The sequence below is a fragment of the Streptomyces sp. NPDC002580 genome, from assembly GCF_042889485.1.
Lineage (GTDB): Bacteria > Actinomycetota > Actinomycetes > Streptomycetales > Streptomycetaceae > Streptomyces.
In genome coordinates, this window is record NZ_JBIAQZ010000001.1 from 1029386 (window position 1) to 1041584 (window position 12199).

The following is a 12199-nucleotide window of genomic DNA, read 5'->3' on the forward strand; positions in this document are numbered from 1 at the left end:
TCCTGACACCGGGGTAATCCGTGAAAAAGCTCTCCGCACGACGACGCCATCCGCTGGCGGCGGTCGTCGTCCTACTCCTCGCGCTGGCGGCCACCGGGGGGCTGTACGCCGCGTTCGCACCCGCGGGCAAGGCGCAGGCCGACGAAACCGCCCAGTCCCTCGGTATCACCGAGGGCCAGAAGCTGTACTCCGTGGGCTGCGCAAGCTGCCACGGAACCGGCGGTCAGGGCACCACCGACGGACCGAGCCTGGTGGGTGTGGGCGCCGCGGCGGTCGACTTCCAGGTCGGCACCGGCCGGATGCCGGCCCAGCAGCCGGGCGCCCAGATCCCGAAGAAGAAGGTCATCTACTCGCAGGCCGAGATCGACCAGCTCGCGGCCTTCATCGCCTCGCTCGGCGCGGGTCCCACGATCCCCACGAAGAGCCAGGTCAGCCCCGAGGGTGCGGACATCGCCAAGGGTGGCGAGCTCTTCCGCACCAACTGCGCCCAGTGCCACAACTTCACCGGCAAGGGCGGCGCGCTGACACACGGCAAGTACGCGCCGAGCCTGGAGGGTGTCGACCCCAAGCACATCTACGAGGCCATGCAGACGGGCCCGCAGAACATGCCGTCCTTCCCCGACACCACGCTGACGGAGAAGAACAAGCAGGACATCATCGCGTACCTCGACGCGGTCAACGGTGACGACACCGAGAGCCCCGGCGGTCTCGACCTGGGCGGCCTCGGGCCGGTCAGCGAGGGCCTGTTCGGCTGGGTCTTCGGTCTCGGAACCCTGGTCGCCGTCGCCGTCTGGGTCGCCGCTCGGACCGCAAAGGCCAAGAAGTCATGAGTAGCCAAGACATTCCAGAAGAGAACGTGCCCGCAGAGCGGGCCACCGACGCGCACGCCGAGCACGGTCACGGCTCGGTAGCCGTCGCGGACGAGCAGAACCCGTTCGCGGACCCGGGGCTCCCGCCCCACGAGCACCGCATCCAGGACATCGACGAGCGGGCCGCCCGGCGGTCCGAGCGTACGGTCGCCATGCTGTTCACGCTGTCGATGCTGGCCACCGTCGGCTTCATCGCCTCGTACGTGGCGGTCCCGAGCGACAAGTCGATCTTCGTCTTCCCGATCGGGCACATCAGCGCGCTGAACTTCGCGCTGGGCATGTCGCTCGGCGTGGCGCTGTTCGCGATCGGCGCGGGCGCGGTCCACTGGGCCCGCACCCTGATGTCCGACGTGGAGATCGCCGACGAGCGTCACCCGATCGAGGCATCGCCCGAGGTCAAGGCCAAGGTCATGGCCGACTTCAAGGACGGCGCCAAGGAGTCCGCGCTCGGCCGCCGCAAGCTGATCCGCAACACGATGTTCGGCGCGCTGGCCCTGTTCCCGCTCTCCGGTGTCATCCTGCTGCGCGACCTCGGTCCGCTGCCCGGCACGAAGCTCCGCCACACCCTGTGGTCCAAGGGCAAGCTCCTCGTCAACATGAACACGAACGAGCCGCTGCGCCCCTCGGACGTGGCCGTCGGTTCGCTCACCTTCGCCAAGCCCGAGGGCCTGGAGGAGCACGACGAGGACTTCCAGAAGGAGATCGCCAAGGCGGCCCTGATGATCATCCGGCTCCAGCCGGAGAACATCAAGGACAAGCAGGAACTCGAGTGGTCCTACCAGGGCATCGTGGCGTACTCGAAGATCTGCACCCACGTCGGCTGCCCGATCTCCCTGTACGAGCAGCAGACGCACCACGCGCTGTGCCCGTGCCACCAGTCCACCTTCGACCTCTCCGACGGTGCCCGAGTCATCTTCGGCCCGGCCGGTCACGCCCTGCCGCAGCTGCGCATCGGTGTGAACGACGAGGGCTACCTCGAGGCGCTCAGCGACTTCGAAGAGCCCGTCGGTCCTGCATTCTGGGAGCGCGGATGAGCACTACCACCACCTCCGACTCGCGCCCCTCGCGCGAGAAGGCGCCCGCCGGTGAGCGGGTCGCCGACTGGGCCGACGGCCGTCTGGGGATCTACTCCCTGGCCAAGTCCAACATGCGCAAGATCTTCCCCGACCACTGGTCGTTCATGCTGGGTGAGATCTGCCTGTACAGCTTCATCATCATCATCCTCACGGGTGTGTACCTGACCCTGTTCTTCCACCCGTCGATGAACGAGGTGGAGTACCACGGCAGTTACGTCCCGCTGCAGGGACAGCTGATGTCCGAGGCGTTCAACTCGACCATGCACATCTCCTTCGATGTGCGCGGTGGCCTGCTGATCCGGCAGATCCACCACTGGGCGGCGCTGATCTTCCTCGCCGGCATGTTCGTGCACATGATGCGCGTGTTCTTCACGGGTGCGTTCCGCAAGCCCCGTGAGGTCAACTGGGTCTTCGGATTCCTGCTGTTCGTCCTCGGCATGTTCACCGGCTTCACCGGTTACTCGCTCCCGGACGACCTGCTCTCCGGCACCGGCGTCCGCTTCATGGAGGGCGCGGTCCTGTCCGTGCCGATCGTGGGCACGTACCTGTCGTTCTTCCTGTTCGGCGGCGAGTTCCCGGGCGGCGACTTCGTGGCCCGCTTCTACTCGGTGCACGTGCTGCTGCTCCCGGGCATCATGCTCGGCCTGGTCGTCGGCCACCTGATCCTGGTCTTCTACCACAAGCACACGCAGTTCGCGGGTCCCGGCAAGACGAACAACAACGTCGTCGGCATGCCGCTGCTGCCGGTCTACATGGCCAAGGCCGGAGGCTTCTTCTTCCTGGTCTTCGGTGTCATCGCGGCCATCGCGGCGATCGCCTCGATCAACCCGATCTGGTCGATGGGCCCCTACCGTCCGGACCAGGTGTCCACCGGTGCGCAGCCCGACTGGTACATGGGCTTCTCCGAGGGCCTGATCCGTGTCATGCCGGGCTGGGAGATCAACCTCTGGGGCCACACGCTCGTCCTGGGCGTGTTCATCCCGCTGGTGATCTTCCCGTTGGTCCTGGTCGCGATCGCGGTCTACCCGTTCATCGAGTCCTGGGTCACCGGCGACAAGCGCGAGCACCACATCCTGGACCGCCCGCGCAACGTCCCGACCCGGACCGCGTTCGGTGTCGCCTGGATCAGCTGGTACTTCGTCCTGCTCATCGGCGGCGGCAACGACATCTGGGCCACGCACTTCCACCTGGCGATCAACTCGATCACCTGGTTCGTGCGGATCGCCTTCTTCGTCGTGCCGGTGCTCACCTTCATGGCCACCAAGCGGATCTGCCTCGGCCTCCAGCGCCGGGACCGGGACAAGGTGCTGCACGGCCGCGAGTCGGGCATCATCAAGCGCCTGCCGCACGGTGAGTTCATCGAGGTGCACGAGCCGCTCAGCCAGGACGCGCTGCACACGCTCACCGCGCACGAGCAGTACAAGCCGGCCGAGATCGGCCCGACGGTCGACGAGAACGGTGTCGAGCGCAAGGTCTCGGGCGCGCAGAAGCTGCGCGCCAAGATGAGCGAGGGCTTCTACGGCGAAGAGGGCCAGATCCCCAAGCCCACCGTCGAGGAGTACAAGGAGATCGCGAGCGGCCACGGCCACCACTGATCCCCGGCAGTTCGCCACGGCAGGAGCCCCGTCCAGGCAATGGACGGGGCTCTTTGCCGTCTCCCCGGGCTGGATAGGGTGGACCCGACCCCGCACCGAGTGCGGGTGACTCCCTTCGCGTCACCGACGAACCAGGAGCGACCATGAGCGCTGTGAACCCCGCTGGAGGCGACACCGCGGCGGGCCGTTCCTGGCCCCAGGTACTGAACGGCCTGCTCGAGGGCCGCGACCAGAGCGCGGACGACACGGCCTGGGCGATGGACCGCATCATGCGCGGCGAGGCGACGGACGCGCAGATCGCCGGCTTCGTGGTGGCCCTGCGGGCCAAGGGCGAGACCGTCCAGGAGATCTCCGGACTCGTCCGGGCGATGTACGAGCACGCCAACGTCATCGAGGTGCCCGGGCACACCGTCGACATCGTCGGTACCGGCGGCGACGGAGCGAAGACCGTCAACATCTCCACGATGTCCTCGATCGTCGTGGCCGGCACCGGCGCCAAGGTCGTCAAGCACGGCAACCGGGCCGCGTCCTCCGCGTCCGGTTCCTCGGACGTCCTGGAGAAGCTCGGCGTCAATCTCCAGCTGACGGTGAAGCGGGTGGCCGAGGTCGCCGAGGAGGCCGGGATCACCTTCTGCTTCGCGGTGAAGTTCCACCCGGCACTGCGTCATGTGGCGGCGGCGCGCGGGCAGTTGGGCATCCGGACGACCTTCAACGTGCTCGGTCCGCTGACCAACCCGGCGCGGGTCAAGGCCCAGGCGGTCGGCGTCGCCGACCCGCGGATGGCGCCGATCGTCGCGGGCGTGTTCGCCGAACGGGGCAACTCCTCGCTGGTCTTCCGCGGCGACGACGGTCTCGACGAGCTGACCACCACCGCGGGCTCCCACGTCTGGGTGGTCCGCGACGGCTCGGTCACCGAGGAGCGCTTCGACCCGCGCGACGTCGGGCTCGACCTCGTCCCGGTGGAGGCCCTGCGCGGCGCCGACGCCTCGTACAACGCGGAGGTCGCCCGGCGTCTGCTGGACGGCGAGCGGGGGCCCGTGCGGGACGCGGTCCTGCTGAACTCGGCGGCGGCCCTGGTGGCCCTGTCGCCGACCGGCGCGCCGCTCGCGGACCAGCTCCGCGCCGGCATGGAGAAGGCGGCCGAGGCGATCGACTCCGGGGCCGCGAAGCGCACCCTGGACCGCTGGGTGGCGGCCAGCAACGCCTGACCGCCAGCGCTCCGGCGCGAGGCGCAGTCCAGGATCCGGACTGCGTCTTGCGCGTCGGGGATCTTCTGGCAGGATGATTGACCAGGTCATGAGTGACAGCCATCAGGCCCCGGCCGGCTGTCCGGCAACCCTCCGTCCGTGGCGGGGTGCCCCGGGTGAAGACCAGGTCGTAGGCAGCGAGGTCTACGGCAAGCGCGGACCCCTCCCACCCTTTCGGGTGGATGCAACCAGGGGTCCTGGTCGTTCGAGGGAGCCTTCTGTGAGCAAGCGAATGCGCTAGGGCGCCGAGCCCCACCTCCGCACACCCCTTTCACCCTTTCCCGCGCCGAGCGCTGCCTCCGGGCCGCCGGCTCGCGCGGTGATCCCGCCTGCCTCTCACAGGAGCTCGCCATGTCTGTCCCCACCGCTGCCGCCGCCCCGACCATTTGTGCGCCTCTGGCCGTTCTGGGGCGGGATGTCACCGTCCCGCTCGTCACCGGGGGCGAGGTCACCTACGCCGCCCTCGACTACGCCGCCAGCGCGCCCGCCCTCCAGCGCGTGTGGGACGACGTGGCCGCGTACGCGCCCTACTACGGCAGCGTCCACCGGGGCGCCGGCTACCTCTCGCAGCTGTCCACCGACCTCTTCGAGAACGCCCGCAGGACGGTGGAGGAGTTCCTCGACTGCCGCGCCGACGACCAGCTGGTCTTCACCCGCTCCACCACCGACTCGCTCAACCTGCTCGCCGCCGCGCTCCCGGCCGGCTGCGAGGTCTTCGTCTTCGAGACCGAGCACCACGCCTCCCTGCTGCCCTGGCGCGACGCCCACGTGACCTACCTGGACGCCCCGCGCACCCCGGCCGAGGCCGTCACCACCCTGGAGCGCGCCCTCGCCGCCCGCCCCGTGTCCGTCGAAGGGGGCCACGGACCGGCCCTGGTCTGCGTCACCGGCGCCTCGAACGTCACCGGGGAGCTGTGGCCGGTGCGTGAGCTGACCGCCGCCGCGCACGCCCACGGCGCCCGCATCGTCCTCGACGCCGCGCAGCTCGCCCCGCACCACCCGGTGTCGGTGAAGGACCTCGACGTCGACTGGGTCGCCTTCTCCGGACACAAGCTGTACGCGCCGTTCGGCTCCGGTGTCCTCGCGGGCCGCTCCGACTGGCTGCGCGCGGCCGACCCGTACCTCGCGGGCGGCGGGGCCAGCCGCAAGGTCTCCCGGCGCGCGGACGGCGGCCTGGACGTGGAGTGGCACGACAGCGCCGCCCGGCACGAGGCGGGCTCCCCGAACGTCATCGGCGCCTACTCGATCGCGTCGGCCTGCAAGGCGCTCACCGAGGAGGGTTTCGACAACCTCGTCGCCCGTGAACAGCATCTGATCGCCGTCGTCCGCGCGGGCCTCGCCGAGGTTCCCGAGGTCCGGGTCCTCTCCCTCTTCGGCGACGACGCCCCGCGGGTCGGCGTCATCTCCTTCGTCGTCGAGGGCTGGAACAGTTCGCACTTCGCGGCCGCGCTCTCCGCCGAGTACGGCATCGGGGTCCGCGACGGCCTCTTCTGCGCCCACCCGCTGGTCCGCACCCTGCTCGGCAGCGAACCTCGGACCCAGGGGGAGTGCGGCGCCCCCGAGGCGGCGCCCGGCGAGAAGTCCCTCAACGCCATCCGCGTCAGCTTCGGCGCGGGCACCCCCGACGAGCACGTCGAGCGTTTCGTCCGCGCGGTGCGCGAGCTGGTCAGGGACGGAGCGCGGTGGCGGTACCGCACCGAGGGCGGCCGCTGCGTCCCGGCGGTCTGACGCCCGCGCCGGCGGCGCCCGGGGGCGGTGCCGCGTCGGTCAGGAGTCGAGACCGATCGCGAACGCCGCCTCCAGGTCGTGCTGGGAGTACGTGCGGAACGCCACGTGCGTGTCCGTCGCCTCGACGCCCGGGATCTTGCTGATCTTGCCGGGGATGACGTCGGCCAGGTCATCATGGGCCGCGACCCGGACCATGGCGATCAGGTCGTAGGTGCCGGTGACGGAGAAGACCTCGCTGACGCTCTCCAGTGACGCGATCGACTCGGCGATCTCGGGGATCCGGTCCACGCTGGTCTTGATGAGGACGATCGCGGTGATCACGGCTGGTTCTCTCCCTCGGGGGCCTCTGCTGGGGATCTCACCCTACTCGCGGTCCACCCGGCCCGGCTGTTCCGCCTGGGGCCCCGGCAGCACCCCAGGGGAGGGCGTGGCGCGGGTACGGCGGCGGAAGCGGGCCCACGCGTAGCCGAAACCCAGCGAGAAGCCCACGAGGTGGGCCAGATAGGCGACTCCGGGGCCCGAGTCGCTGCGTCCGGCCGCCAGCCACTGCAACGCGAACCAGAACGGCAGCACCACCCAGGCCGGGAAGCGCAGCGGCAGGAAGAACAGGAAGGGGAAGAGACTGGTGACCCGGGCCTTGGGGAACAGGTACAGGAACGCGCCGAGCACCGCGGAGATGGCCCCGGAGGCCCCGACCAGGGACTGCTGCGACTCGGCGTTGGCGGCGGCGTAGCCGAGCAGGGCCAGGTATCCACAGCCCAGATAGAACAGGGCGAACTCCACACGGCCCATGCGCTCCTCGGTCATCGCCCCGAAGACGTAGAAGAAGAGCATGTTGCCGAGGAGGTGGAGCCAGCTGCCGTGGATGAACAGCGCCGTGGCGGGAGTGAGCGCCTCGGACGGTGCCCCGCCGAACAGGTCGGCCGGCACCACGCCCCAGCGGCGGAAGTACGCCCGCTGGGCGACCAGCAGTTCGTCCCCGGTGCCGTACGACGGATTCAGACCCGAGGCGGGACCGATCACGAAGATCAGACAGCACAGGGCGATCAGCCCGTACGTCACCGGCGCCGACGGACTCCGCAGCGCCCTGCCGACCGCCGTACTCCAATTGCCGATCATGGTACAGAGCATGACGCAACCGGACGGGTACGCCCATACCGCCTCGCCGCCGTGGACGGCCGAGCGTCGAGTACCCGCCAGGCCGTAGGGTTACGAGCCACATGCACCGGGAGACCGGCGTTGGACGGACACGAGAAGGAAAGAGCGACTGCCCTATGACGGTTCCCCTGCCCGACACCAAGACCCGCTGGCGCTGCGCCCTCTGCGGCAACCTCACGCGTTTCGACGTGACCCGGTCCTCGAAGGTCGTTGAGTACGTGCACCTCGACCTGGCCGGTGAGCCCAAGGTGGAGGAGCGCGAGGTGGTCAGTGAGACCATCGAGTCGGTGCGGTGTCGTTGGTGCAACGCGGTGGATCAGGTCGAACTCGTGGACAGGCCGGGCGCAGGCTCCTGACGGAGCGGGCCCCGCACGGATATTGGAGTGAGGGATGGTGGAGACCACAGGCGGTGAGCCGGACGACGGCACCGCCGAAGTGCTCGACCGTCCGCTGCCCGACGGCGTGCGCCGACGCGTCGTGCAGATCGTCTCGGACGGTTTCGGCGGCCTGACGGTTGCCGAACTGCCCGCCCAGCTGAGGCAGTACGCCCGCTTCGCCCCGAACCGGCGGGCCAAGTTCGCCGGCAACGCCATGGCCGCCGCGCTGGAGACGGACCCGCTGTTCAGACAGCGCATCGCCGAGAAGCTGAGAGACGCCCAGCCCGAGCTCGTCGGCGCTCTCGACTCGGGCGCGCCGCCCCCGGCCGCGGATCCGCTGGACGTGGCGGCCGCGGCCTACGTCGTGCGTCCCGCCGGCTGGGTGAAGCTGGTGACCGCCGCGGGCGAGGAAGCCCTGCGGGCGGACGCCGAGCGCGTCGACGAGGAGAACCGCGCGGAGCTGGAGCGGCTGCGCGAGGAACTCGCGCAGGCCCGCGGGCAGACGAGGGCCGAGACGGAACGGCTGCGTGGGGACCTGGAATCGGCCAGGAAGGAAGCGGAATCGCTTCACCGCAAGCTGCGCGGGGCCCTCAGCGACGTCAAGCGCGGTGAGGCGGCCCTGCGCAAGCTCCAGGTCGAGACGGACGCGGCGAAGGCGGAGGGCCAGACCCAGCTGTCCGCCGCGGAGAGCGAGACGCGGCGCCTCAAGGCGCGCCTCGCCGAGTCCGAGGCCGCCCTGGAGGCCACGCGCAAGGCGGCGCGCGAGGGACGCAGCGTCGAGGACATGCGGGTGCGGCTGCTGCTCGACACCGTGCTGGACGCGGCCCAGGGACTGCGCCGGGAACTGGCGCTGCCCCCGGTCTCGGTCCGGCCCGCCGAGACCGTGGAAGCGGTCGAACCGGGACGCATGACGCCGAAGGACATCGCCACCCGCGCGCTGTCCGAGAACGACCCCGCGATCCTGGACCAGTTGCTCGCGCTGCCCCAGGCGCACCTGGTCGTGGACGGCTACAACGTCACCAAGACCGGCTATCCCCAGATGCCGCTGGAGAAGCAGCGGCTGCGGCTGCTCGGGCAGCTCTCGCAGCTGGCCGCGCAGACCGGCGCCGAGGTCACCTGTGTCTTCGACGGGGCCGAGCTGGCCGCGCCGGTGCTGCTCGCGCCGCCGCGCGGGGTACGGGTGCTCTTCTCCAAGCCCGGCGTCACGGCGGACGAGCTGATCCGTCAGCTGGTGCGGGCCGAGCCGCCCGGGCGGCCGGTCATCGTCGTGTCGACCGACCGTGAGGTGGCCGACGGCATCGCCAAGGCGGGCGCCCGGCCCGTGGCGTCCGTGGTGCTCCTCAAGCGCTTCTCGCGCGGCTGAGCGACTTCCTCCGCACGTTTCCCCCGCGGGCCTCCGGGCCCGCGCTTTGCCGTGCGTCTTCCCTTTTGCCCGCCTCTTTCCTCCTCTTTCCCATTTCGCCTCCGCTGTCTCCTTGTTGCCACTTCTTCGCGAGCTCGATCCCGCTCGGAGCGCCGGATCCGGGGCGGGTGGCGATCCGTGGCCTAAGTCGCGTGAGCCACCTACGTCCCTTGCGTAACTTCTGGGCCTGATGCCCGAATTGATGGGGTCGTTACGCGACGTAGTGTCAAGCGGACATCACTGCACGTGAGTTGATGGCAAAGAATGCGCTCCGTGACAAAGAATTTTCAGGTTTGGATTTGAACTGATCACAAGCGGGTCACTAAGGTCATGCTCTGAACCTCCAACTAGGGTGATCACTCATGAGGAGTGACGGTGGAGGGGCACCGCCCGTCGGATTGTTCGGCAGGCGGCTGGAGGAAGAAGGAGCTCGCCTTCGTGGCGTCCCACCGTCGACCCAAGCAGCCGAGCCGCACCCGTGTGACCGTGCTCACCGCAGCCGCCGCTGCCGCCGTTGCGCTCAGCGCCAACGCGGCCAACGCCGCGCCGTCCGAGAAGCTCAGCAAGGACGAGGTCAAGTCCAAGGTCGACAAGCTCTACGACGAGGCCGAGCAGGCCACGGAGAAGCTCAACGGCGCCAAGGAGAAGCAGGAGAAGCTCCAGAAGGAGATCAGCTCCCTGCAGGACAACGTCGCCCGCGGCCAGGAGGAGCTCAACGAGCTCCGTGACGGCCTCGGTTCGATGGCCAGCGCGCAGTACCGCACGGGCGGCATCGACCCCTCCGTCGCGCTCTTCCTCTCCTCGGACCCCGACGACTTCCTGGACAAGGCGTCCGCCATGGACGCGCTGAGCGCCCAGCAGGTCGAGTCGCTCAAGAAGGTCCAGGAGAAGCAGCGGGCGCTCGCCCAGCAGCGCTCCGAGGCCTCCGAGAAGCTCGAGGACCTCGCCGACACCCGCACCGAGCTCGCCAAGAAGAAGAAGGAAGTCCAGGACAAGCTGGGCGACGCCCAGAAGATCCTGAACACCCTGACGGCGCAGGAGAAGGCCGAACTCGACGCCAAGGAGAAGGAGCGGGCGACCCGCGCCAGCGAGCGCGTCGACCTCGGCACCGCCAAGCCGGCCTCCGGCCGCGCCAGCTCCGCGTTCGCCGCGGCGCAGAGCGTCATCGGATCGCCGTACGTCTACGGCGCCTCCGGCCCCAGCTCCTTCGACTGCTCCGGTCTGACCTCGTGGGCGTACGCCCAGGCCGGCCAGGCCATACCCCGCACCTCGCAGGCCCAGGCCAACGCGGGCACCCGCATCTACTCGCAGAGCGATCTGCAGGTCGGCGACCTGGTCATCTTCTACAGCGACCAGCACCACGTCGGCTTCTACGCGGGCAACGGCCAGGTGCTGCACGCCCCGCGCACCGGCACGGTCGTCCGCTACGAGGCGATCGGCAACATGCCCTTCCAGTTCGGCGTCCGGATCTGATCCGGAGGGCGGGCGGACGCGACGTCCGCCGCCCGCAGGGACCCCTGGCCGCGCCGCCCAAACGGGCGAATTGCGACAACTCCCGCTGACCCCACGCCCCGTCGGTGACCTGCGTCTCCGGCGGGGCGTCACTGTGCGTGCCCGCAGAGGTCTTTGGCCGGGGTGTGGTCGCGCGGTTACTGTCTGGCGCGTTTCCCCCACACCGGGGGACCGTCAGCGGAAGGGAGTGCGGCTACTCGTGGGGTCTCATCGCCGCCTTGAACCGACCGGCTTCGACCGGGGCGCCGGCGCCTTCGGCATCGCCGCCTGCGTGATGTCCGCGGCCGCCGCCGCACTCGGCACCCTGCCCGCCTCCGCGGCACCGCAGGACGACACCCGGGCAGAGGTGGACCGCCTCTACGCCCAGGCGGAGAAGGCCACCGAGGCGTACAACAAGGCCGACGAGCGCGCCGACGCGCTGCGCGAGCAGGTCCGCACCGCGCAGGACGAGATCGCCCGGCAGCAGGACCGCGTCAACACGATGCGGGACGCGCTCGGCTCGATGGCCGGGGCGCAGTACCGCTCCGGCGGCCTCGACCCCTCGCTGGCGCTGCTCTTCTCCGAGGACCCGGACCAGTACCTGGACAGGGCCGCGACCCTCGACCGCATCTCCGTCCGGCAGGCCGGCGAACTCAAGGACCTCCAGGCCGCCGTGCGGGAGATCGCCCAGAAGCGCGAGGCGGCCGACGGGAAGCTCGCCGAGCTGGAGCGCAGCCGCAAGGCCGTCGCCCGCAACAAGCGCGTCGTCGAGGGCAAACTGGCCAAGGCCCGGCAGCTGCTCGGCGAGCTGCCGTACGCCGACCGCGCCGCCTACGACCGCGCCTCGCGCTCGGCGCGCCCCGGCCTGCCCGACCTCGACGGCGCCCTCCCGGCCTCCGGACGCGCGGCCGCGGCCGTCGCCGCGGCCCGCTCGGCGCTGGGCCGCCCCTACGTGTGGGGCGCCAACGGGCCGGGCGGCTTCGACTGCTCGGGCCTCATGCAGTGGTCGTACGCGCGGGCCGGGGTCGGTCTGCCGCGCACCTCGCAGGCCCAGCGGTTCGCCGGACACCAGGTGCCGCTGTCCCAGGCCCGCCCCGGCGACCTGGTCACCTACCGCTCCGACGCCAGCCATGTCGGGATGTACGTGGGCAACGGCCAGGTGATCCACGCCCCCTACCCGGGCGCCCCGGTGCGCTACGACCCGGTCGGGATGATGCCGATCTCCTCCGTCACCCGGGTCTGACGGTCCGCCGGGC

General features: G+C 70.2%; 10 protein-coding genes, 1 pseudogene and 1 riboswitch. Of the genes and pseudogenes, 9 read left to right on the top strand and 2 right to left on the bottom strand.

All coding sequences use genetic code 11. The features are described from left to right. Positions 1 to 20 precede the first annotated feature (20 nt). The 5 genes from ACFYW7_RS04405 to ACFYW7_RS04425 all read left to right on the top strand — a co-directional run bounded on the left by ACFYW7_RS04405 (position 21) and on the right by ACFYW7_RS04425 (position 6515). Positions 21 to 830, top strand: a complete 810-nt coding sequence (locus ACFYW7_RS04405) for a c-type cytochrome (RefSeq protein ID WP_389497684.1) — start codon at positions 21 to 23, stop codon at positions 828 to 830. Continuing rightward, a complete protein-coding gene (locus ACFYW7_RS04410; protein ID WP_389497686.1) occupies positions 827 to 1903 on the top strand; it encodes a Rieske 2Fe-2S domain-containing protein in 1077 nt (358 codons plus the stop codon). The genes ACFYW7_RS04405 and ACFYW7_RS04410 overlap by 4 nt, the downstream gene beginning before the upstream one ends. Further along, on the top strand, positions 1900 to 3540 hold the full coding sequence (locus ACFYW7_RS04415; RefSeq protein WP_389497688.1) for a cytochrome bc complex cytochrome b subunit: 1641 nt from the start codon (positions 1900 to 1902) through the stop codon (positions 3538 to 3540). Before ACFYW7_RS04410 ends, ACFYW7_RS04415 begins: the two co-directional genes overlap by 4 nt. A gap of 143 nt (positions 3541 to 3683) precedes the next feature. Next, positions 3684 to 4748 (top strand): anthranilate phosphoribosyltransferase, encoded by a 1065-nt coding sequence (gene trpD, locus ACFYW7_RS04420; protein ID WP_389497690.1) that lies wholly within the window; start codon positions 3684 to 3686, stop codon positions 4746 to 4748. A gap of 84 nt (positions 4749 to 4832) precedes the next feature. Further along, positions 4833 to 4949: riboswitch (SAM riboswitch) on the top strand. Positions 4950 to 5138: 189 nt separating this feature from the next. Beyond that, positions 5139 to 6515, top strand: a complete 1377-nt coding sequence (locus tag ACFYW7_RS04425) for an aminotransferase class V-fold PLP-dependent enzyme (RefSeq protein ID WP_389497692.1) — start codon at positions 5139 to 5141, stop codon at positions 6513 to 6515. 39 nt (positions 6516 to 6554) lie between these two features. Here ACFYW7_RS04425 and ACFYW7_RS04430 read toward each other — a convergent pair whose 3' ends face one another. Together ACFYW7_RS04430 and ACFYW7_RS04435 are read right to left on the bottom strand one after the other, a co-directional pair. Beyond that, positions 6555 to 6836, bottom strand: a complete 282-nt coding sequence (locus ACFYW7_RS04430) for an Lrp/AsnC family transcriptional regulator (protein WP_389497694.1) — start codon at positions 6834 to 6836, stop codon at positions 6555 to 6557. After that, positions 6833 to 7634 (bottom strand): annotated as a pseudogene (locus ACFYW7_RS04435) (rhomboid family intramembrane serine protease). The gene ACFYW7_RS04430 and the pseudogene ACFYW7_RS04435 overlap by 4 nt, the downstream one beginning before the upstream one ends. Before the next feature lie 155 nt (positions 7635 to 7789). Here ACFYW7_RS04435 and ACFYW7_RS04440 point away from each other — a divergent pair. The 4 genes from ACFYW7_RS04440 to ACFYW7_RS04455 all read left to right on the top strand — a co-directional run bounded on the left by ACFYW7_RS04440 (position 7790) and on the right by ACFYW7_RS04455 (position 12186). Then, on the top strand, positions 7790 to 8029 hold the full coding sequence (locus tag ACFYW7_RS04440) for a hypothetical protein (RefSeq protein ID WP_389497696.1): 240 nt from the start codon (positions 7790 to 7792) through the stop codon (positions 8027 to 8029). A 34-nt stretch (positions 8030 to 8063) separates the two neighbouring features. Next, positions 8064 to 9413, top strand: a complete 1350-nt coding sequence (locus tag ACFYW7_RS04445) for an NYN domain-containing protein (RefSeq protein ID WP_389497698.1) — start codon at positions 8064 to 8066, stop codon at positions 9411 to 9413. Between the two features lie 477 nt (positions 9414 to 9890). Next, on the top strand, positions 9891 to 10925 hold the full coding sequence (locus tag ACFYW7_RS04450) for an NlpC/P60 family protein (protein ID WP_389497700.1): 1035 nt from the start codon (positions 9891 to 9893) through the stop codon (positions 10923 to 10925). Between the two features lie 238 nt (positions 10926 to 11163). After that, positions 11164 to 12186: an NlpC/P60 family protein gene (locus ACFYW7_RS04455; RefSeq protein ID WP_389497702.1), complete on the top strand. Its 1023-nt coding sequence runs from the start codon at positions 11164 to 11166 to the stop codon at positions 12184 to 12186. Positions 12187 to 12199: the final 13 nt, after the last annotated feature.

What these genes read in the sequence shown, in the direction of transcription:
- ACFYW7_RS04425 (WP_389497692.1), top strand. Translation starts at nt 5,139, where the DNA reads ATGTCTGTCCCCACCGCTGCCGCCGCCCCGACCATTTGTGCGCCTCTG.
- ACFYW7_RS04410 (WP_389497686.1), top strand. Translation starts at nt 827, where the DNA reads ATGAGTAGCCAAGACATTCCAGAAGAGAACGTGCCCGCAGAGCGGGCC.
- ACFYW7_RS04445 (WP_389497698.1), top strand. Translation starts at nt 8,064, where the DNA reads ATGGTGGAGACCACAGGCGGTGAGCCGGACGACGGCACCGCCGAAGTG.
- trpD (WP_389497690.1), top strand. Translation starts at nt 3,684, where the DNA reads ATGAGCGCTGTGAACCCCGCTGGAGGCGACACCGCGGCGGGCCGTTCC.
- ACFYW7_RS04415 (WP_389497688.1), top strand. Translation starts at nt 1,900, where the DNA reads ATGAGCACTACCACCACCTCCGACTCGCGCCCCTCGCGCGAGAAGGCG.
- ACFYW7_RS04440 (WP_389497696.1), top strand. Translation starts at nt 7,790, where the DNA reads ATGACGGTTCCCCTGCCCGACACCAAGACCCGCTGGCGCTGCGCCCTC.